Raw genomic sequence first — 21,634 nt, 5'->3', positions numbered from 1 at the left:
TTCTTGCCACGAGGGAAATAGCGATAAAAATCCCCACTATTTCTCAGATGACTGATATCGCCGGAATAACGGCATTTTTTGCTCCTATTTTTTTCGCAGTAGATTCTCAGGCTAACTGGCTTTTTGGAGCTATTTATTCGGCATCAATACAATGAGAGCACCGCCTCGTGCCGAAACGTCAAACACTCTTCGGACAAAGAATTATCGGCGGCGGTTTTTCTTGACTTGATCCACGGAGGTCTTAGCAAACTCCAAGGCATATCATTCTTTCTTTTCTCATAAAGTAGGATAGATGAATGGACAAGGAGCGTGCGGACCGTGAACAAAGCGAAAATGACATTCCGGTTTGACCAAAACGGGCGGGAGGTTCGTGCCGTACTCCCGGATCAAGACAATGCAAAAACCGATGGGGCCGCGTGGCGGCATACGGTTGAACTCCCGGCAATAGATACGCCAACAAGAGATATGCCAACAAGAGATATGCCAACAAGGGATACGTTAACAGAAGATGCGCCGACAGAGGATGCGCTATGGGACAAAGAACCCGAGGTCGTACCGCCGGAGAGACCTGCCCGATACCGCGCGGTGGAGACCGTGGATTCGTGGGGCGACCCTTTTACCGATCATACCGGCATGGGATTGACGGTTTTTCCGGGGGGGCGGGCCAAGGGCGATTTGCTGAGGGAAGCGGACGATTTTGAGCGAGGAGAGGCGGCGGAGCCATACAACATACGGGAAGACGGTGACGATCCATGGGGCCCTCGGTATGAGGACACGCCCTATTACACCCGCCCCCCAAGATCGTCCGGCTGGAAGGTGGCGGGCTCCTTAACCGGAGCGATCATTACCGGCGCTTTATTCGGCTATGTCGTATTGTCCCTGTTTAACCAGGAAATGCAGCTCCCGCTGCCAGGGATCGGCACGCCGGAGCAAAGCGCGGCCGATCAGACGGCCAGCGTTCCGGCGATGGCCCAAACCGGAGCGGAGGAAGAGAAAATAGAGGAATCGCTTCCTCGGATCAGCTTTGCGCTTCCGGAGCAGACGTATTATTTTCTCCAATACGGGGTGTTCAGCACGGCCCAAGGGGTGCAGCTGGCGCAGGAGGAACTGCAGGCTTCCGGGCTGGCGGCCGCGCGCGATACGGTTGATGAGAAGAGGGTCTACGCGGGCGTATCGACGGACCGGGAACAATCCAAACTGCTGAGCGGCCAATTGAAAGCTGCCGGCGTACACCTGATTTTGCATGAGGTGGCTCTGCCCGCTACAGCCAGCGCGGAGTTTGCGGGCGACCGGGAAGCGCTCGAAGGGTATATGGCGCAAAGCGCCGAGCTCGTGCGTTTGCTGAGCACCGCGTCGGCATCCTTGCTGAGCGAAGCGAGTCCGCAGCCGCTTAGCGACGAGGAGGTTAGGCAATTGGGCCGCATGCACCAATCCTGGACTGAGAGCGCGGCCGCGGTGCGGGGCAAATGGCCGGCGGCTCTGGAAACTTATGCCGGGGAGATGGAAAAGGCGATGAACGGGGCGGTCGAAGCCCTGGGAGAATTCAATAAAAGCGGAGCGAAAACGCTGCTTTGGGAAGTGCAAAACGAGATGATGCGCTTCATCATGGCGGAACAGGTTATCATTCACGGCGTAAACCCTGGGGAGAACCGCTGAAGCATTTTCGAGGCGAGGGATGGAAATACTTTCCCCTGCCTTTTTTCTGTTTGTATTGAGCATGAAATAATCTTATAATAAGGAAGTGTCAAAAAATGGCGAGGTTGACAACGGGAAGTTGTCGATTGTCCCCGCCCTGTGAAACCTTGAAGGAGAGTCCGCTATTGGAAACCGCACAATTACGCCGGATTATTCTCGCTTCCACATCACCCCGCAGGCGTGAATTGATCTCTTCCTTGCAAATCCCGTTTCAAGTCGTACCCAGCCATGCGGACGAATCGACGCCGCCGGAATGGGCTCCGGAGCAAATCGTTATGGAGCTTGCCGGCCGAAAGGCGGATGCGGTTTATCATGCGCTGGAATCGTCCGAACGGGATGCGGTGATTGTCGGAAGTGACACGATCGTCGTCCGCGACGGGGCTGTTCTTGGCAAGCCCAAGGATGAAGCCGAGGCGGCCGAGATGCTGCATTCCCTGCAGGGCCGCAGCCATACCGTATTTACCGGCGTGGCTTGCGTGGACGGTTTAACCGGCAGAAGGAAGGTCGAATACCGTTCGACCCTGGTGACGATGAAGGCGTTGACCGAAGCGGAGATCCAAGCCTACGCCCGTAGCGGGGAAGGTCTGGACAAAGCCGGGGCTTACGCCATTCAAGGCCTGGGGGCCACGATCGTGACCGGCATTGAGGGATGCTACTTTAATGTCGTTGGTTTACCTTTATCTTTGCTAGTAAACATGCTGGCGGATTTCGGTATTCGCGTACTTCATGAGGAAGTTTAAAAAGTCAGTTTTTGATCACGAAGCAAGAACATGGAGCGTATTCGGCATCGAATCTTGAATTCGGCCGGGCCTAAGCATATGCTTCCGAAGCATGTTTCCTCGCGGAAACATTTCCGGTGCTCACGTACCCCCACAAGCCTATGCTTTCGAAGCCGTTTTCTCCGAAAACGTTTAGCTCCGCTCCTTACGTCTCTAGCTTCATCCGACCTAAAGCGTTTTGAAAAAACGCACTTCGGAAGCATACGCTTCGGTGCTGAAAACCTGACTTTTTGAACACTTATTTAAATGAGATCGGCGGTCAACCGTACTCTTGCCGAAAGGCCGCCTGGAAGTGGTAAAGCATATCCTTCCGCGAGACGCTTTGAAGCCATGCCCGGGAAATCCCGGGCTTAGCTTATAAACTATCGGAAGCGAGGGATTATGCATGAAATCCACTTCTTACATGCTCCGGGACCTTCCCATGGAGGAACGGCCAAGAGAACGCATGATGGAGTTTGGCCCGGGAGCGCTCAGCAACGCGGAACTGCTGGCGATATTGCTTCGAACGGGCACGCGCAGCGAATCGGCGATTCACATGGCCCAGCGCGTGTTGTCGGAAATCGGCGGCATTCGCGGTCTTGTTGATCTTAGCTTGGACGAAATGGTCCAACTCAAGGGAATTGGCCCGGCGAAAGCGATCGAGCTTAAAGCGGGCATCGAACTGGGACGGCGGCTGGCCAAATCAAGGCTGCCGGAGTCCGAAACGATCCGCAGCCCGCATATTGCGGCGGAGCTGCTGATGGAACAGATGCGTTATTTGCAGAAGGAACATTTTGTTTGTCTTTTTTTGAATACGAAAAATCATATCATTGCTCAAGAGACGCTTTCCATCGGAAGCCTTAACGCTTCCATCGTTCATCCGCGCGAGGTGTTTCGCGCCGCGATCAAATGCGGCAGCGCCTCGGTCGTCTGCGCACACAATCACCCGAGCGGCGATCCGACCCCGAGCGCCGAGGATATCCGGATGACCAACCGGCTTTGCGAAGCCGGAGAGATCGTAGGCATCGACGTGCTGGATCATATCGTTATCGGAGATGGAAAATTTGTCAGTTTGAAGGAGCAGGGCTTGATGTAATATAATAGTTTAGATACAGAAGGAAAGGAAGAAAACAGCATGTTGGGTGGCTTTACGAAAGACTTGGGAATCGATTTGGGGACGGCGAACACGCTCGTTTATACGCGCGGTAAAGGAATTATCGTAAGAGAACCTTCGGTAGTGGCGATACATACCGACACGAAAAATATCGTCGCCGTCGGTGAATCCGCCAAAAAGATGATCGGCCGGACACCCGGCAACATTCGGGCGATTCGACCGATGAAAGACGGGGTTATCGCCGATTTCGATACGACGGCGACGATGATTAAATACTTTATCAACCAGGCGCAGAAGCAGCGTTCGCTGTTCCAACGCCATCCGAATGTAATGGTTTGCGTGCCGTCGGGAATTACGGCGGTTGAGCAGCGCGCCGTCGAGGACGCGACGAAGCAGGCCGGAGCCCGCGAAGCCTATACGATCGAGGAGCCTTTTGCCGCGGCGATCGGGGCCGATCTGCCGGTTTGGGAACCGACCGGGAGCATGGTGGTCGATATCGGCGGAGGCACGACCGAAGTGGCGGTTATTTCGCTCGGCGGCATCGTCACGAGCAAATCGGTGCGTGTGGCCGGGGATGAAATGGATGAAGCGATCATCCAATACATCAAACGTCAATATAATTTAATGATCGGGGAAAGAACCGCGGAACAACTGAAGATGGACATCGGTTCGGCTATGCCCCTCGAGCAGGTGGAGACGATGGAAATTCGCGGTCGCGATCTTGTGAGCGGGCTTCCGAAGACGATCACGATCACCTCGGACGAAATCTCCGAAGCGCTCGGCGATACGGTCGGCGCGATTGTCGAAGCCGTCAAGGTTACGCTTGAGAAATGCCCGCCGGAGCTTGCCGCCGATATTATGGATCGGGGTATCGTGTTAACCGGCGGCGGCGCCTTGCTCCGCAATCTGGACAAACTGCTGGCCGGAGAAACGGGAATGCCCGTCATCGTGGCCGAAAATCCGCTGGATTGTGTAGCGATCGGCACAGGCCGCGCTTTGGACAACATCCACTTGTTCAAATCCAAGAGCAGCTCCGCTCTTCGCTCCAGACGCTGATCCATCGCCATAACGATGCAAACACCCCTTATCACGAAGCGGCGCCGTCCTTGTAAAATTGGGCGGCCTATGCCGTTTTAATCAAGAAAACGTAAGGTTGGAGGGTGCTGAAACTGTTTAAGCTGCTAGGCAATAAAAGATTGTTTATTTTGCTCATGGGACTTATTTTGTTTATTGCGGTTATGGGTTTTACGCTGGGGCCGAGAACCTCCTTGTCCTGGCCGGAAAAATTCGTCAAAGACACGGTTGGCTTCGTGCAATACGTGTTCTACAAGCCCGCTAGCTACATAGCGGGCTTGTTTGAAGATATCGCGAACCTGCGCGCGCTGCAGGAAGAAAACGAGCAGCTTAAAATTGCATTAGCCCATTATACCCGGGATAAGGCAACTTATAACTGGATTGATCAAGAGAACAAGCGGTTACAGAAAGAACTCGATTTTACAAATGCGCAAAAAGAGCTTTACAACTATGACTGGAAAATCGCCCATGTTATCAGTGTCAACGATGATCCGGTGAACAACACGATCGTATTGGATATCGGCGCCCGCGAAGGCGTTAAAGAAGGGATGGCTGTTCACTCGGATCAAGGGCTGGTCGGCGTAATCAGCCGTGTGAGTAACTTTACTTCCACCGTAAGGCTGGCGACTTCGATGGACGCCAAAGACCCGAATTCGAACGGAATCGCCGTGACGGCGCAAGGTAAAGAAAACGACGTGTTCGGGATGATTGAGACATATGACAAGGAGAAAGGCATGTTTCTCATGACCCGGATTGAGGACGGGACTCCGCTTAAAAAAGAGGATCTTATCGTATCTTCGGGCGTCGGCGGCGCTTTTCCCCGCGGCATGATCATCGGCACGGTGAAGGAGATTCAGGTTGGCGAATACGGCCTGACATATACGGCGACCGTTAAGCCGGCGGCCAGCTTTACCGACTGGAAGGAGCTGTTCGTCGTGTTCACGCCGGAAATGCCGGAAATGCCGGAAGGTGAAGGCAAGTGAATAAACGAAAGTATATTTTGATCCTGCTGCTCTTCGTTTTGTTTATCGTGGAAGGAACCATCGTGCCTTGGCTGATTCCCGGCCCATGGCATGCGCGGATCGTCCCCCATTTGGTTTATATCTGCCTTTTGTTCATTTCGGTGTATGACCATCGGCATGCGGGAATGGTTATGGGGCTCATTTTCGGGCTGCTTCACGATGTCGTTTATTACGGGGCACTGATCGGGGCGTATTCCTTCGCCATGGGATTGTCGTGCTATTTGATGGGCCTTTTATCCCGTTCGCAGCGGGCGCCTATGCCGCTTATGATGATTATCGTAATCTTCGGCAGCCTGCTGTTTGATTCCATTCTGTTCGGCACTTATTCCCTGTTCGAATTAACGCATCGGCCGTATACCTGGGCGCTCCAGAACCATATCATTCCCAATCTGTTCGTTCAGTTCCTGTTTGCGCTGGCGATTTACGTCCCCCTGCGCAAGCAGCTCGAACTAATGGCCAAACGGCGTTCCCCCGAGGAGAAGGCTTGACGCCCGCGTACTTTTCCTTGCCGCCCAAGCAGGAACTTTTCCGCTCCTGCACGAATTGATTAGGAGGGAGGGACAGGCTAATGACGGTGAAATCGAACCACGTGACGATCAAAGGAATCAAGGATGGCCTGGTTTTCCTGCTGGACGACAAGTGCGATTTCTCAAGTCTTCTGGAGGAACTCCGCTATAAATTGGAGTTTAGCCATCAGCATATTTTGACGGGGCCGATCATCCACGTGGACGTGAAGCTTGGCATGAGGCTCGTTACCGAAGATCAGAAAGAAATGATTCTTGATATATTGAAGCAAAAAGGCAATTTGCTTGTCCGTTCCATCGAAATGCCCGCGATCGCACAGGAAAAAGACGAAAACGCGGTGAAGACGCTCGCCGGGATCGTCCGGTCGGGGCAGGTGCTTCACCATGACGGGAATTTGCTGTTTATCGGAGACGTAAATCCCGGCGGGACGATTTGCGCTACCGGAGACATTTTGATCCTCGGCGCCCTGCGGGGGATGGCCCACGCCGGCTTTACCGGCAACGAGAAAGCGGTTATCGCCGCTTCCTTTTTGGCCCCTACGCAGCTGAGGATCGCCGAAACGATCAGCCGGCCTCCGGACGAATGGGAAAACCGGGAGACGAGTATGGAGTTCGCTTTTTTGCGGGACGGGAAAATGCAAATCGACAAAATCGTCAATATGACCCGGATCAGACCGGATTTTAACGTGTTTAAAGGGGTGTGAATGATGGGAGAAGCTATCGTAATTACGTCCGGCAAAGGCGGCGTCGGCAAAACGACGACCTCGGCCAATATCGGAACCGCGCTGGCGCTGCTGGGCAAAAAAGTGTGTCTGGTCGATACGGACATCGGGCTGCGCAATTTGGACGTGGTCATGGGGCTGGAGAACCGGATCATCTACGATTTGATCGACGTAGCCGAAGGCCGCTGCCGGTTGAACCAGGCACTAGTGAAGGACAAGCGGTTCGACGAGCTGTACATGCTGCCTGCCGCCCAGACGAAAGACAAAAACGCCATCTCGCCCGAGCAGGTTAAAGACATCGTGCTTGAGCTGAAGAAGGACTTCGAATACGTCATTATCGACTGCCCGGCCGGCATTGAGCAGGGCTTCAAAAACGCGATTGCCGGAGCGGATCAGGCGATCGTGGTGACGACGCCGGAGCACGCCGCCGTCCGCGACGCGGACCGGATTATCGGCCTGCTGGAAAATTCGCATATCGGCGCGCCCAAGCTCATCGTCAACCGGATCAAGGTGAACATGATGAAGGCCGGGGATATGCTGGATATCGAAGGGATTTTGCAGGTGCTGAACATCGATCTGATCGGCATCGTACCGGATGACGAGAAAGTCATCAAAGCGGCCAACAGCGGCGAACCGACGGTCATGAACCCCGATTCGCCGGCGGCCATCGCCTATCGCAACATCGCGCGGCGCATTTTGGGAGATACGGTGCCCCTGATGCTGCTCGATCAAAAGAAGGGCGTATTTACGCGCTTCAAGAAGTTTTTCGGAATGGGTTGATCTCCGTTGTTGTTTAAACTGAAAAAGCTGGACTGGGTGATGGTCGGAATTTTGGCCTTGTTCATGGTATTCAGCACCCTCTTGGTCCGCAGTGCCATTGCTCCGTACGATTCGGAATTTCAAGGCTATGATTTAAGAACCGTTATTTTTTATATCCTCGGCTTTATTGTCGTGTTCGGGATGGCGCTGGTCGATTATCGTTTCCTGCTTCGTTACAGTTGGTATGGTTACGGGGCAGGTTGTCTGCTGCTTATTTTGGTGTATTTGCTTGCGCCGGAAATCAACGGGGCGCGAAGCTGGTTTCGGATCGGCAGCCTGCTGTTTCAGCCGGCCGAGCTGGTTAAGGTCATCCTGATTCTGGTCACGGCGTATCTGCTTGGCCAGAGGCAGGGTCAGGCCTTACGCTTCCGCGGCGATATCGTGCCGATTTCAGTAATCTCGCTGGTCCCATTTTTTCTGGTGCTTATTCAGCCGGACCTCGGCAACGCGATTATCTATCTGGTGGTATTGGTTGGCATGCTGTGGATCGGCAATGCAAAATACAGCCACGTGCTGATCGCCCTGACGGCCGCCGTTGCGGCCTTGATTGTGTTTGTGACGCTGTTTAACGCCTACAATGAACAGATCCGCGATTATTTGGAAAGCCATAAGAAGGTGCATTGGTACCAGCGGATCAATACGTTTATCAATCCGGACCAGGCTTCAAACGACGACAAACACCAATCGAACTATGCCAAGATCGCCATCGGTTCCGGGGGATTGCTCGGCGACGGGTACATGAAGGGCGAACTGAAGAACAAAAAGTTCGTGCCCTATCCTTACTCGGATTCGATTTTTGTCGTGGTGGGCGAGGAGTTCGGTTTCCTGGGTTCTTCGCTGCTGCTGTTGCTTTATTTTTTGTTTATTTACAGGATGATCCTCATCGCGCTGCGCTGCATCGACAAAAGAGGAGCCTATATCATCGTCGGGATCGTGGCGATGTTCCTGTTCCAAATCTTCGAAAACGTCGGCATGATGATCGGTCTGATGCCGATTACCGGCATTACGCTGCCGTTTATCAGCTACGGGGGGACCTCGCTGTTGATCAACATGCTGTGTATCGGGCTGGTGTTCAGCATTATGCTGCATCAGGAAAAGTATAAGGTGGAGTGAACAAACCGGTGCCTGGCGCCGGTTTTTTTGCTGTGCACGCCCTGGAGTGAATAATCAACTGCAAAAATGCATTTGAATTTCCGCCCAAACCCCATTTTCGAGCTGGCGAAATGCAAAAGTGCATCTTATTTACGGCCTTCCGCTAAAAAAGCATCCTTTGACTGGATATGAAATGCACTTCTGCATTTGAACCGCCTGTTTCGCTAGGTTTCGACAAGAACCGCCTGCACTTTTGCGTTTCGTATAGTCTCTTGTTCATATTCCGGCCAAGCCCTTCATAAAAATACTAGTACCAGATATTTCGAGCGGGCTACTGCGGTTCGGGGACGCCACCCAACGAAACGCCTGACTTGACCGGGGGGACTGAAGAGATGGACGTGAAATCAAATGTGAAAAAACGGAGAGCGGAGCGGATTAGACAGCTGACGATGGAGGCCGGTCCTCTCCTCCCGGATGGGGGACGGGACTCCGGCAGTTACAGCACGGCACGGCTTGGGCCGGGGGGCTCGATGGGAGGCAAAGCAGGAGCCCGTCCTGGAGGACATCCGCAGAGCGGCGAAACCGGAACAACCGGAACAATCGGAACAACCGGGACAACCGGGACAACCGGGACTTCAGGATTCGGCCCCGAACGCGATCCCGAATTGCTGTGGAAACGCGGGCAAGGGCGCTGGGAGGAGCTTTACGGCGGTTTTGGCGGCAAAGAGGACCCTCCGTCCCCTGCAGGGGGCCGTTCTTCTTTTTGGACGACGATGTTTGCTCGGCTTGTGATCAGCGCGCTGCTGTTTCTGGGAATTTGGGGAATAGAACGGTACGAACCTTCCTGGTCGCTTCCGATTCGGGCGTTTGTCGCGCAATCGCTTACCGTGGAGATGGATTTTTCGGCGGCAGAAGCCTGGTATGAACGTTATTTCGGCGGCGCGCCGTCGTTTATTCCGATTTTTAAGCACCATGAAGACAACGGGGTTAAGGTCGGGGCAGCGAGCGGATTCGTTGCTCCTGTCTCCGGGAGCCCTGCCGGCTCGTTTGCGCTCAGCTTGAAGGGGGTGGAAATTATTCCCGAGCGGGCGGAGAACGGGGTGGTTCAGGTAAAAAGCATAGGAACCGGCCGGGTTCTCAGCGTAACCCGGGATCCGGCGACGGGCGAGACCGTCACGGTCCAGCATGCCGATGGATTCATCTCCGTCTACGGCCGCCTGGAGCAGGTTGCCGTCGAACAAGGGGATTGGCTGGAAGGGGGCGATATCGTCGGCACGCTTCCAACGGGAACGGTACCGCCGCTTCCTACCCTCTATTTTGCACTGCAAAAAGATGACCGGTATATTGATCCGGCGGATGTGATCCCGTTTGATTAAATGGAGCGGAATGACGATTTCCTTTCATCCCCTGTTTGTCATCATTATGCTCATGTCGGTATTGACCGGTCATTTCTTGGAGCTTCTTTCCTTGTTCGCGATCGTTTTTATCCATGAGCTCGGCCACGTGACCGCGGCGCGAATGTACGGAATCCGCGTGCTGTCCGTGCAAATGCTTCCTTTCGGCGGCGTTGCCGTCATGGAGGATGCGGGAGACCTGACGGCCGGGCGGGAAATCGCCATCGCCTTGGCGGGGCCCTTGCAAAACGCGCTGCTCATCCTCGCGTCTTTGCTCCTGCACGCGGCCGGTTTGTGGGACGGGCCTTTTCTGGACTATTTTATCCAAAGCAATATATTGATCGCTTTATTCAATTTGCTGCCGATATTGCCGCTGGACGGCGGAAAAATCAGCCAAGCCCTCTGCAGCCTCCTGCTTCCTTACCACGCCACGCTGGTCTGGTCGCACCGCATCAGCCTGCTGTTCAGCGCCATGCTGATCGCCTACGCGCTGCTGCCGCTCCTGCTGCTTAAGGAAGGACCGCAGCTTAACATGCTGATGATCGGCATTTTTTTGTTCTATTCGAATGCCGTCGATTACCGGAACATTCCTTACCGGTTTTTGCGCTTTCTCGTGAACCGGGACCGGAGCTTTTCCAGGCATCTGATGAACGGGACTTTAGCCCAGCCGATTGTTGCCGAAAAAGCGAAACCTTTGGACCATATCTTGCGTCTATTTAAACGGGAAAAATACCATTTTATATACGTCATGAATCATCAAGGGAATATCGTTGCCGTTGTACCGGAACAGCGCGTCATTTCCTCCTTTTTAAGATTAAAGAATCTTTAGTCTCAGCGCGGCTGAATGATTCTTTGATATAATGATACAGGTATGATTCTGCTAGAACGTTAGAAAGGTGAGATCATGAAAAGGATGATTGTTCACTGCGGATCCGGCTCTACCGAGGTGGCGCTTCTGGAAAACGGCAAGCTGGTGGAGTATGCGGCGGAGCGTTCTCAGAACAGAGGACTGGTCGGCAGCTTTATTAAAGGAAAAGTCGTTAATGTCATTCCCGGCATGCAGGCCGCTTTTGTGGATATAGGACAGAAAAAAAACGCGTTTCTGTATATTGATGACGTGCTTCATCCGCATTTGGAAAAACAGCCAAAACCGAAGCCGGCCATTACCGAGCTGTTGAAGCCCGGCCACGAGCTGGTCGTTCAGGTCGTAAAAGAAGCGATCGGCAATAAGGGGGCGCGAGTGACGACCCATTATTCCTTGCCCGGACGCTGGCTGGTTTATATGCCGACCGCCGGTTACGTCGCCGTTTCCAAAAAAATCGGCCGCGAGGAAGAAAGATTCCGGCTGAAAACGGTTGGCGAGGAACTAAGGAAAGAGGAGGAAGGACTCATTCTGCGGACGGTGGCCGAGGACGAAGCCGGCGAGGTAATCGGTGAAGACCTGGACCTGCTGCGGGGGCAGTGGACCTCGATCCTGCAGGAAGCCGGGGACGCTGTGGCTCCCGCTTTGCTGCATCAGGATTTAAGCGTCGTGCAGCGGTTGATGCGAGATGTCTACAGCCCGGAAACGGACGAGCTCATTGTGGATTGTCCGGAACAGGCCGACGAAGCGCTGGCTTTTTTGCGCAAAATGCTGCCCGGAGAATCGCCGCGGATCATCGTATACGAAGGCGAACCGCCTCTGTTTGAGCATTACGGGGTCAAGCCGCAGCTCGACAAGGATTTCCAACGGAAAGTTTGGCTGCCCGGCGGAGGCTATCTCGTTTGGGACACGACCGAAGCTCTAACCGTCATCGATGTGAATACGGGGAAATACATCGGGGGCGCCGATTTGGAAGACACGGTGTATCGGACGAATTTGGAGGCGGCTCAGGAAATCGCCCGGCTTGTCCGCCTGCGGGACACCGGCGGGATCATTATCATCGATTTCATCGACATGGACCGCGATGAGCATCGTGCGGCCGTTTGGGAGCGGCTGGAGCAATCGATGTACGGCGACCGGACGCAGCATCATATTTTGGGCTGGACGCGGCTCGGACTGTTGGAGATGACGCGAAAAAGGATTCGTGCGGAAAATTCGTTATGATCTTGGCTGAAAAACAAATTGATATTGTTCGCATCACATGCTATTATAGTAAGGTATGTGTCACTAAGTACAGTCTTGTGCACATGCTGTAACCGCTCCGGTCGGGTCGACAAGTCCGCTTTCCTTCGGACGGCGGCACCTGAATCAGGCGAGTCTGAGACATGAGGAGGTGCAAGCAAATGTACGCAATTATCGAAACCGGCGGTAAACAATACCGTGTTCAAGAAGGCGATGTGCTTTACATCGAGAAATTGAACGCAGAGGACGGCGCGAGCGTAACGTTCGACCGTGTATTGGCAGTATCCAAAGGCGAAGGTTTGGTGGCGGGAACTCCGCTCGTATCCGGCGCTACTGTTACGGCGAAAGTCGAAAAACACGGCAAAGGCCAAAAAGTGGTCGTTTACAAATACAAACCGAAAAAGAACTACCACAAAAAACAAGGTCATCGCCAGCCGTACACGAAAGTAACGATCGAGAAAATCCAGGCGTAAGAAGGTGCGGTAATTGATTATCGTCTCCATTTTGCGCAGGCAGGATAACGGCATTGCGGGCTTTGAGGTGGAAGGTCATGCCGGCTACGCGAAGGCCGGGGAAGACATCGTATGCGCCGGCGTTTCGGCCGTTACCGTTGGTACGGTCAACTCCATTGAGGAGCTGACGGCGGTCGTGATGGATTCCCGGATGAAGAACGGCTTTCTAAGCGCGAGTCTTCCTTTCGAAGTTCGGCCGGAAGCCGAGGAACAGGTGCAACTGCTGCTTGCATCCCTTGTCGTTATGCTGAAGAGTATCGAAGAATCATACGGGAAGTATATTCAGATACAGGACGTCATCATTTAAAGAAGGAGGTAGACTACAATGTTGAAATTGGATCTCCAGTTGTTCGCTTCGAAGAAGGGCGTAGGCTCCACGAAAAACGGACGCGACAGCATCGCGAAACGCCTTGGCGTGAAACGTGCTGACGGTCAAGTCGTGACGGGCGGAAGCATCCTCGTTCGTCAACGCGGTACGAAAATTCATCCGGGAACGAACGTAGGCATCGGTTCCGACGATACGCTGTTCGCCAAAGTCGACGGCGTTGTGAAATTCGAGCGTTGGGGTCGCGATCGTAAGAAAGTGAGCGTCTACCCTGTAGAAACCGCTCCGGTAGCGGCTACGGTTGAAGCCTAAGCGGCGAAGACCGTACGGAACGCAGCTGCAAAGCCCTGGCACAATCAAGTGCCAGGGCTTTTTTAAATATGTCGGTATTTTGATGTCATGGACGACATAAGTCGAGCGATTTTCAGGCCGGGTTTATGTTATACTGGGTTATGATGCCAGGGTGGCAAGCTCACCCAATTCGTTAGGGGAACGGGGAAATGATGAAACATCGGTTCACGGTGCCGACGATCGGCGTGCTGCTTGCGATCGCGAGTCTGGCCCTCCATTATTTCGTGAAGTCGCCGATCGGACATGCGGTAATAAGCGGTTGTCTCTTCGTCTTGTTCTGGATGTATGTTCGGCATGTCCGCAAACAGGCGGCGAGCGAGCGGAAGCATTTGCTGGAATCCGTGCAGCGGACGGCTGCGGCGACGCTTAGCCACCATCGCCATGATTGGATGAACGATCTGCAGATTTTGTACGGATATATCAAGATGGGCAAAATTGATAAAATGGCAGGCTGCGTGGAAAGAATAAAAGGACGAATGGCCGTGGAGAGCAAAATATCGCGGCTCGGCATTCCGTCGCTCGTGTTTTATTTGCAGTCGTTCCGCGAAGTGAACGGATCGGTGCAGCTCGAGGTTGATATCGAGGACGACCTGCAGCTCGGCTGCCTGCTTACGGCGGATGACGCGGAGGAACTGACGGAAGCCATCGTGGAAACGGTCAGAGCTTACCAGTATACCGGCCGGTCTTCGTGGGGAGAAATACTTCAGTTGAAAATGTCTATCGCCAGGGAAAACGGTGAGGTGCTGGTCCGCTTCGATCCGCTGAGCGCATCGGGGAACAAGGAAGCGTTAAGGCGCCATATTGAGGAATGGGCAGAGGGCAAACGGGTTCGGGCCGAACAGATTGAATCGGAATTTTCCGCTTTTCGGCTGCGGATTTCCTGCGGGAACTTAAATGAGGTGAATGCATGTTTGTAGATAAAGCGAAGATTTATGTCAAAGGGGGCGACGGCGGCGACGGGATCGTCGCCTTCCGCCGGGAGAAATACGTGCCCGAGGGCGGTCCGGCCGGCGGCGACGGCGGCAAAGGCGGGGACGTCATTTTCCGGGTGGACGAAGGCTTAAGAACGCTGATGGATTTCCGTTACCAGCGCCATTTCAAGGCGCAGCGCGGGGAGAAAGGGCGGAACAAAAGCCAGCACGGGGCCAATGCGGAAAACATGATCGTCCGCGTGCCACCGGGTACGGTCGTGATCGACGACGATACGCAGGAGGTGCTCGCCGATTTGACGCGCCACGGCCAGCAGATTGTCGTGGCCCGCGGGGGACGCGGAGGACGCGGCAATATTCGCTTCGCCACGCCAAACAACCCGGCGCCGGAGCTAGCCGAGCACGGCGAAGAAGGCGAAGAGCGCTGGGTGGTGCTGGAGCTGAAGGTGATGGCCGACGTCGGGCTGGTCGGTTTTCCGAGCGTCGGAAAGTCGACGCTGCTGTCGGTCGTGTCGGCGGCCAAGCCGAAAATCGGCGCCTACCATTTTACCACGATCACGCCGAATCTCGGAGTGGTCGAAGTCGGCGAAGGGCGCAGCTTCGTGATGGCCGACCTGCCGGGGCTGATTGAAGGAGCCCATGAAGGGGTCGGTCTGGGGCATGAATTTTTGCGCCATGTGGAGCGGACGCGTCTCATTGTCCACGTCGTCGACATGGCGGGCTCGGAAGGGCGCGATCCGTTTGACGATTGGCAGAAGATCAACGACGAGCTCAGACAATATAACGCCGATCTGGAGCATCGTCCGCAAATCGTCGCCGCCAACAAAATGGATATGCCGGAATCGGCGGAAAATTTGGAGAAATTCCGCAAGCAGGTCAGCGAGGTTCGCGGCGACCTGGAAATTATGGCGATCTCTTCGTTAACCCGCCAAGGGGTGCAGGAGCTTGTTTACCGCGCGGCCGATTTGCTCGACCAAATTCCGGAAGCTCCGGCGATCGAAGAAGTGACCGAGCTGGAGGAGCGGAAAATCTACAAGCTCGACAAGCGCGAGGACGAAGGGTTCACGATCCGGCGGGAAAACGAGACTTTTATTGTGGAAAGCGTAAAAATCGAGCGGATGATGAAGCGGATGCAGCTCAATTCGCATGACGCGATTTTAAAGCTGGCCCGGACGCTGCGCCACATGGGCGTCGACGAGGAACTGCGCAAGCGCGGCGCCAAGGACGGTACGCCTGTACGCATCGGCGATTTCGAATTCGAGTTTGTGGAAGGCAGCAGTTATTATTATTGATCAAGAAAGCACCTTTGGGGTGCTTTTCTTGCTATCGGCGGCACCTGCGGAAATTCGCGGTATTTACGGTAAAAGCATTGCCACCTGTTCGACTTTCCGGTATAATGTCCACTATGTAAAAACAAAAGTCTCTAAGGAGAGGACGTTTTGTGAAAGAGCATTATTATTTGGTTCGCGAGGACATTTTGCCCGAAGCGGTGGTCAAGACGCTCCAAGTCAAGCAATTGCTCGCCGCCGGCGAAGCCAGGACGGTTCACGAGGCGGTGGCGCAGGTGGGGTTGAGCCGCAGCGCTTTTTATAAGTATAAAGACGGCATTCATCAATTGAATCAAATCGATCGGGAAAGCATTGTGACCATCTCCTTTGACCTTGAGCACCGCTCGGGAATTTTGTCGAAGGTGCTTGCGTCGATTGCGGGCTCCGGAGGCAACGTGCTGACGATTAACCAAAGCATTCCTCTCCAAGGCAGGGCCAACGTCGTGATTTCCGTGGAGACCTCCCGGCTTACCGAGGAACTGGATGCGATGCTGCAGTCGCTTCAGACCATTTCCGGCGTCAGGAGAACGCAAATCGTCGGACAAAGCTAAGGCTGGAGCGCGGGAGGGCGAAGCGAAACCATAGAAAATGCTTGTGCCTAAGGCGCATTGGATAACAGGAGGGGATCGGAAGTGAAACCAGTGAAAGTTGGATTGCTTGGGCTTGGCACGGTGGGAACCGGCGTGGTTCGGATCGTGGAAGGGCATCAGGAGGATCTGAGCAGTCAAGTGGGGTCTCCGATACGGATCGAGAAGATTGCGGTGAAAAATCTGGAGAAACCCCGCAGCATCGCGATCGATCGGGCCAAGCTGACGGAGGATCCGTGGGAAGTGATCCGCGATCCGGAAATCGACGTCATCGTGGAAGTGATGGGCGGCGTCGATCAGACGAAAACTTACATTTTAGAAGCGCTGGAACGCGGCAAACATATCGTTACGGCCAATAAGGATCTGATGGCGCTGTACGGTTCGGAAATTTTGGCCAAAGCGATGGATAATCAATGCGACGTGTTTTACGAGGCCAGCGTAGCCGGCGGCATCCCGATTATCCGGACGCTGATCGAAGGCTTCTCCTCCGACCGGATCATGAAAATTATGGGGATCGTGAACGGGACGACCAACTACATTTTGAGCAAAATGAGCCAGGAAGGCGCTTCTTACGAGGATGTGCTGAAGGAAGCGCAGCAGCTTGGATATGCGGAAGTTGACCCGACCTCAGATGTGGAGGGGCTTGACGCCGCCCGTAAGATGGCGATTCTCGCCACGCTGGGTTTCAGGACCAATGTCGAGCTTAGCGACGTTCACGTCCGCGGTATTTCTTCGGTAACGCGGGAGGATATTTTGTATGCCAAACGGCTTGGCTATGAAATGAAGCTGCTGGGGATCGCCGAGCGCCAGGATGATGAATTCAGCATTACCGTGCAGCCGACGATGGTCAAAAATACGCATCCGATCGCTGCGGTGGGCGGGGTCTACAACGCCGTCTATGTATACGGCGAAGCCGTGGGAGAGACGATGTTTTACGGCGCCGGAGCCGGCGAGATGCCGACGGCCACCTCCGTCGTCGCCGATTTGGTCGCCGTCGTCAAAAACTTGAAGCTGGGCGTCAACGGTCTGAAGCAAATCGTACCTTACAAGCCGAAGAAGCTGAAAACCGACGAGCAGATCGCCTATAAAAATTTCCTGCTGCTGCATGTCGACGATAAAGCGGGCGTGCTGGCCCAAATTACCCAAGTATTCGCCGAATACGGCGTCAGTCTGGAATCCGTCGTCCAATCGCCGAACACGAATGTGGACGGCGCTGAAATCATGATTGTAACCCATAACGCAAGCAAAGCGAGCATGGATAAAGTAATCAACCATTTCGAGTCGCTTGGCGTCATTCATCGGATCAAAAGCATTTATCGCGTTGAAGGATAAAATTATTTTTATAAAAAGGAGTTCATCCCATGAGATACCTCGGACTGCTGGAAACCTACAAAGAATACTTGCCCGTGACCGACAAAACGCCGAAGCTTACGCTGCAGGAAGGGAATACGCCGCTCATGCGGGCGGAAAATTTGTCGCGGGAGCTCGGGCTTGATCTATATTTCAAATACGAGGGGCTGAACCCGACCGGGTCGTTTAAAGATCGCGGCATGGTGATGGCTGTCGCCAAAGCGATCGAGGAGGGCAGCCGCACGATCATGTGCGCGTCCACCGGCAACACTTCGGCCGCCGCGGCCGCTTATGCCGCCCGCGCGGGCATCGACTGCATCGTGCTGATTCCCAACAACAACATTGCGCTCGGTAAACTGGCGCAGGCGATGATTTACGGCGCAAAAGTGATCGCCATCGAAGGCAACTTCGACCGGGCGCTCGAAATCGTCCGCGACATTACCGCCAAACATCCGATTACGCTGGTGAACTCCGTGAACCCGTACCGCATCGAAGGGCAAAAAACCGCCGCTTTCGAAGTTTGCGACCAGCTCGGCAAGGCGCCGGACGTGCTGGCGATTCCGGTTGGCAACGCCGGCAACATCTCCGCGTACTGGAAAGGTTTTAAGGAATACCACGAACGCGGCAAATCATCTTCGCTGCCGCGCATGGTCGGTTTTGAGGCCGAAGGCGCCATGGCCATCGTCAAGGGCGAGCCGATTTTGGAGCCGGAAACGATCGCCACCGCGATCCGGATCGGCAACCCGGCAAGCTGGAAAACCGCGGTAGCGGCAGCCGAAGAGTCGGGCGGGCAAATCAATTACGTGACGGACGACGAAATTCTCGAAGCGTACCGGACCATTGCTGCCCGTGAAGGCATTTTCGCCGAACCGGCTTCGGCGGCTTCCATCGCCGGCGTATACAAGCTAAAGCGCGAAGGTTATTTCAAAGGCGGCGAAACCGTAGTTTGCGTCCTTACCGGCCACGGCTTGAAGGACCCGAATATCGCGATCAAGAGCATCGGCAGTGAACCGCTTGTCGTCCAGGATACGGAGGAAGCGGTCATGGATGCGATCGCCAAGCTGCAAGGGGCGCGCGCATGATTCGTGAGGGCGGGGTCCGGGTCAAGGTGCCGGCCAGCACCGCCAACCTGGGTCCCGGATTCGATACGCTGGGCATGGCGCTTTCCCTGTATTCCTGGATCGAAATGAAGCCGGCGGAGACGACCGTGTTTCATCTTTACGGCGACGAGATGGGCGGGCTGCCGAAAGACAAAAGCAATCTGGTGTATCAAGTCGCGCAAACGGTGTTTGCCGAAGCCGGCGTGAAGCTGCCTGAACTGGAAATTTCGATGTACTCGGAAATTCCCCTGACCCGCGGGCTTGGGAGCAGCGCTTCGGCCATCGTCGGGGCGCTGTTTGCCGCCAATCTGCTGATCGGCTCGCCGCTCGACCGGGCCAAGCTGTTTGACATGGCTACAGCGATGGAGAAGCATCCCGACAATGTCGGGGCCTCCTTGTTTGGCGGCATTATCACGGCCGTATGGGACGGCAGCCACGCGGATGTGCTGCGGATTGAACCTCCGGCCGATCTTGAGGTGCTGGTCGCGATCCCTGATTTTCAGCTGTCCACTTCCAAGGCCCGCGAAGCGCTTCCCCGCGAGGTAAGTTTGCAGGATGCGGTATATAACGTCAGCCGCACTTCACTGCTTACCGCGGCTTTGGCCGCGGGCCGGCTCGATCTGATTCCGGCCGCGATGCGCGACCGTCTTCACCAGCCTTACCGGGCTCAGCTGGTTCCCGGCATGTCGCGGATTTTGGCGGAAGCGGCCGAACATGGAGCGCTCGGGGCCGCCTTGAGCGGCGCCGGACCGACGCTGCTGGCGCTGGCCGACCGGCGGCAGCAAATGGGGCGGAAGCTGGAGGCTTTCCTTTTGGACGTTCTTGGCGGACACGGAATCCGGGCTAGAACGATCTGGCTCGAACCTTGCACATTCGGGGCGATGGAGCTTACTATGGATAAGGAAGGTTCATTTATGGATTACATCAAAGGGGAAGTCAGGACATGAAACGTATAGCATTGCTGCCTGAAGGATCGGTTTCCCACGAAGCGGCGCTGCACCTGTTTGGGGAAGAGCCGGTGGAACTGCTTCATTTCAAGCAAATTTCCGACGTTTTCTTAGCCACGGCCAGCGGAAAAAGCGATTATAGCGTTATTCCGGTGGAGAATACGATAGAAGGATCGGTTAGCCTGCATATGGATTGGCTGGTTCACGAAGTGGATATTCCGATGCGGGTGGAATGGGTATACCCGTCGATTCAAAACTTAATCGGCCGGCGGGAAGAATTCAGCGCCGGGACACCGGATGGCGACGGCATCGATTTTTCCAAAGTAACCAAAGTGCTTTCCCACCCTGTGGCGATGGCCCAATGTCTGCAGTTTATCCGCTCCCGCATGCCGCAGGCGGAATTGGAGCACGTTGGCAGCACGTCGGAAGCGGTAGAGGTGGTCAAGCAGCATCCCGGGCAGGGTTGGACCGCCATCGGCACGAGATTGGGAGCACAGCATCACGGTTTGGATGTGCTGGCCGGGCAAGTGACGGACCATGACAACAACTATACCCGTTTTGTCCTGATCGGCCCGCAGCCCCTGAAGATCGGCGGGAACAGAAAAACCGCCCAAAGCAAAACAAGCTTGATGATTGCGCTGCCGGAGGATTTCCCGGGGGCGTTGCACCAGGTATTGTCTGCGTTCGCCTGGCGCAAACTGAATTTATCGCGGATCGAGTCGCGTCCAACAAAAAAGAAATTAGGAAATTATTATTTTTTAATGGATGTGCTTGAACCGTTGGATTCGGTGCTGCTCAGCTCGGCGATCGGCGAAATCGAGGCTTTGGGGTGTGGAGTGCGCGTGCTGGGGAGCTACCCCAGTTATTCTTTTGAAGAGCAAACAGCGGAGGTGCAAAATTAATGGCAGAACAAGTTATTTACTTGGATGGAGAATTCGTAACAAAGGATCAAGCAAAGGTTTCCGTGTTTGACCATGGCTTTTTGTACGGGGACGGGATTTTCGAGGGGATTCGGATTTATAACGGCAATATTTTCAAGTGCAAAGAGCATTTGGATCGCCTGTACGATTCCGCGAAATCGATCATGCTGGACATTCCGCTGACCTATCAAGAAATGGAGGACGCTTTGGTGGAGACGCTGCGCCGCAATGAGCTGCGGAGCGGCTACATACGGCTCGTCGTTTCCCGTGGAGCGGGCAATTTGGGCCTGGATCCGAACCGCTGTCCCAAAGCGTCGGTCGTTATCATCGTAGAGCAGTTGGCGATCTATTCGGAAGAAGCCTACAAGACCGGCTTGAAAGCCGTCTCGGTCTCCACGCGCAGAAACGTGCCCGACGCGCTGAACCCGAAAATCAAATCGCTGAATTACTTGAACAATGTGTTGGTGAAAATCCAGTCGAATCTGGCCGGGGCGGGCGAAGCCATTATGATGAACGCTCAAGGTTACGTAACGGAGGGCTCGGGCGACAATATTTTCATTGTTAAAAACGGGGTTATCACGACGCCTCCATGTTATTTGGGCGCATTGGAAGGGATTACCCGCCAGGCGATCATCGAAATTTGCGAAAGAAAAGGCTATAAACTCAAAGAAGAACCGTTTACGCTGCATGACGTGTATGTGGCCGACGAAGTGTTCCTGACCGGCACCGCGGCGGAAGTCATCGCCGTTCGCGAAGTGGACGGCCGGATCATCGGCGAGGGACATGCCGGTCCGGTGACGTTGAAGCTCCTGGAGGAGTTCCGGGCGATCGTCGATCAGGACGGTTTGAAAGTCTGGTAATCGCGGCTCCGTTTGGAGCGTTTCGATCCTATTTCCTTTTTTTAGAGGGAGATAGGATTTTTTCTTTTTGTTGGATGTCAAAAACCGGGCTCCTGCATAGGATGTTA

At 54.5% G+C, this 21,634-nt stretch carries 23 protein-coding genes and 1 other annotated feature; all 23 genes read left to right on the top strand.

The genetic code is table 11. The features are described from left to right. Positions 1–318: 318 nt before the first annotated feature. The 23 genes from NYE69_RS27775 (at position 319) to ilvE (ending at position 21,527) form a co-directional block, all read left to right on the top strand. Positions 319–1,656 (top strand): SPOR domain-containing protein, encoded by a 1,338-nt coding sequence (locus NYE69_RS27775; RefSeq protein ID WP_340929045.1) that lies wholly within the window; start codon positions 319–321, stop codon positions 1,654–1,656. A gap of 164 nt (positions 1,657–1,820) precedes the next feature. Then, on the top strand, positions 1,821–2,435 hold the full coding sequence (locus NYE69_RS27770; RefSeq protein ID WP_340929044.1) for a Maf family protein: 615 nt from the start codon (positions 1,821–1,823) through the stop codon (positions 2,433–2,435). A gap of 424 nt (positions 2,436–2,859) precedes the next feature. Further along, positions 2,860–3,549, top strand: coding sequence for a RadC family protein (gene radC, locus NYE69_RS27765; protein WP_340929043.1), 690 nt, complete (start codon positions 2,860–2,862; stop codon positions 3,547–3,549). Between the two features lie 39 nt (positions 3,550–3,588). Then, positions 3,589–4,623: a rod shape-determining protein gene (locus tag NYE69_RS27760; RefSeq protein WP_036620496.1), complete on the top strand. Its 1,035-nt coding sequence runs from the start codon at positions 3,589–3,591 to the stop codon at positions 4,621–4,623. 104 nt (positions 4,624–4,727) lie between these two features. Further along, positions 4,728–5,624: a rod shape-determining protein MreC gene (gene mreC / locus NYE69_RS27755; RefSeq protein ID WP_340929041.1), complete on the top strand. Its 897-nt coding sequence runs from the start codon at positions 4,728–4,730 to the stop codon at positions 5,622–5,624. Next, positions 5,621–6,151 (top strand): rod shape-determining protein MreD, encoded by a 531-nt coding sequence (gene mreD / locus NYE69_RS27750; protein ID WP_340929040.1) that lies wholly within the window; start codon positions 5,621–5,623, stop codon positions 6,149–6,151. Before mreC ends, mreD begins: the two co-directional genes overlap by 4 nt. A gap of 80 nt (positions 6,152–6,231) precedes the next feature. Continuing rightward, positions 6,232–6,891, top strand: a complete 660-nt coding sequence (minC, locus tag NYE69_RS27745) for a septum site-determining protein MinC (protein WP_340929038.1) — start codon at positions 6,232–6,234, stop codon at positions 6,889–6,891. A gap of 3 nt (positions 6,892–6,894) precedes the next feature. Beyond that, entirely contained in the window at positions 6,895–7,689 is a 795-nt protein-coding gene (minD, locus tag NYE69_RS27740) for a septum site-determining protein MinD (RefSeq protein WP_328270041.1), read from the top strand. Positions 7,690–7,695: 6 nt separating this feature from the next. After that, entirely contained in the window at positions 7,696–8,841 is a 1,146-nt protein-coding gene (locus NYE69_RS27735; protein ID WP_036620507.1) for an FtsW/RodA/SpoVE family cell cycle protein, read from the top strand. Positions 8,842–9,212: 371 nt separating this feature from the next. Beyond that, on the top strand, positions 9,213–10,196 hold the full coding sequence (locus tag NYE69_RS27730; protein WP_340929034.1) for a M23 family metallopeptidase: 984 nt from the start codon (positions 9,213–9,215) through the stop codon (positions 10,194–10,196). Beyond that, entirely contained in the window at positions 10,189–11,043 is an 855-nt protein-coding gene (locus NYE69_RS27725; RefSeq protein WP_340929032.1) for a M50 family metallopeptidase, read from the top strand. The genes NYE69_RS27730 and NYE69_RS27725 overlap by 8 nt, the downstream gene beginning before the upstream one ends. Positions 11,044–11,118: 75 nt before the next feature. Next, the gene (locus NYE69_RS27720; RefSeq protein WP_036620513.1) at positions 11,119–12,300 is read left to right on the top strand and encodes an Rne/Rng family ribonuclease; all 1,182 of its coding nucleotides are present in this window, start codon (positions 11,119–11,121) and stop codon (positions 12,298–12,300) included. Between the two features lie 80 nt (positions 12,301–12,380). Continuing rightward, positions 12,381–12,466: a sequence feature (ribosomal protein L21 leader region), on the top strand. Between the two features lie 13 nt (positions 12,467–12,479). Beyond that, positions 12,480–12,791: a 50S ribosomal protein L21 gene (gene rplU, locus NYE69_RS27715; protein ID WP_036620514.1), complete on the top strand. Its 312-nt coding sequence runs from the start codon at positions 12,480–12,482 to the stop codon at positions 12,789–12,791. A 13-nt stretch (positions 12,792–12,804) separates the two neighbouring features. Continuing rightward, positions 12,805–13,137 carry a ribosomal-processing cysteine protease Prp gene (locus NYE69_RS27710; RefSeq protein WP_340929030.1) on the top strand — a complete coding sequence of 111 codons (333 nt, stop codon included), beginning with the start codon at positions 12,805–12,807 and terminating at the stop codon, positions 13,135–13,137. 18 nt (positions 13,138–13,155) lie between these two features. Continuing rightward, a complete protein-coding gene (rpmA, locus tag NYE69_RS27705; RefSeq protein ID WP_036620517.1) occupies positions 13,156–13,467 on the top strand; it encodes a 50S ribosomal protein L27 in 312 nt (103 codons plus the stop codon). A gap of 188 nt (positions 13,468–13,655) precedes the next feature. Further along, positions 13,656–14,423 (top strand): Spo0B domain-containing protein, encoded by a 768-nt coding sequence (locus tag NYE69_RS27700; RefSeq protein WP_340929026.1) that lies wholly within the window; start codon positions 13,656–13,658, stop codon positions 14,421–14,423. Continuing rightward, positions 14,414–15,727, top strand: a complete 1,314-nt coding sequence (gene obgE, locus NYE69_RS27695) for a GTPase ObgE (RefSeq protein ID WP_340929024.1) — start codon at positions 14,414–14,416, stop codon at positions 15,725–15,727. The genes NYE69_RS27700 and obgE overlap by 10 nt, the downstream gene beginning before the upstream one ends. A 149-nt stretch (positions 15,728–15,876) precedes the next feature. Continuing rightward, a complete protein-coding gene (locus tag NYE69_RS27690; RefSeq protein WP_036620522.1) occupies positions 15,877–16,314 on the top strand; it encodes an ACT domain-containing protein in 438 nt (145 codons plus the stop codon). Between the two features lie 81 nt (positions 16,315–16,395). Next, positions 16,396–17,682, top strand: coding sequence for a homoserine dehydrogenase (locus NYE69_RS27685; RefSeq protein WP_316561429.1), 1,287 nt, complete (start codon positions 16,396–16,398; stop codon positions 17,680–17,682). 29 nt (positions 17,683–17,711) lie between these two features. Further along, complete coding sequence (gene thrC / locus NYE69_RS27680) at positions 17,712–18,782, top strand: threonine synthase (protein WP_316561428.1); 1,071 nt, start codon at positions 17,712–17,714, stop codon at positions 18,780–18,782. Beyond that, a complete protein-coding gene (gene thrB, locus NYE69_RS27675) occupies positions 18,779–19,747 on the top strand; it encodes a homoserine kinase (protein ID WP_155621227.1) in 969 nt (322 codons plus the stop codon). Before thrC ends, thrB begins: the two co-directional genes overlap by 4 nt. After that, entirely contained in the window at positions 19,744–20,649 is a 906-nt protein-coding gene (pheA, locus tag NYE69_RS27670; RefSeq protein WP_316561427.1) for a prephenate dehydratase, read from the top strand. Before thrB ends, pheA begins: the two co-directional genes overlap by 4 nt. Then, positions 20,649–21,527: a branched-chain-amino-acid transaminase gene (ilvE, locus tag NYE69_RS27665; RefSeq protein ID WP_124333134.1), complete on the top strand. Its 879-nt coding sequence runs from the start codon at positions 20,649–20,651 to the stop codon at positions 21,525–21,527. Before pheA ends, ilvE begins: the two co-directional genes overlap by 1 nt. The last annotated feature ends 107 nt before the right edge of the window (positions 21,528–21,634 follow it).

The sequence above is a fragment of the Paenibacillus sp. FSL R5-0527 genome (assembly GCF_038008055.1).
Classification (GTDB): domain Bacteria; phylum Bacillota; class Bacilli; order Paenibacillales; family Paenibacillaceae; genus Fontibacillus; species Fontibacillus macerans.
This window is presented reverse-complemented; position numbering and strand designations above follow the sequence as displayed.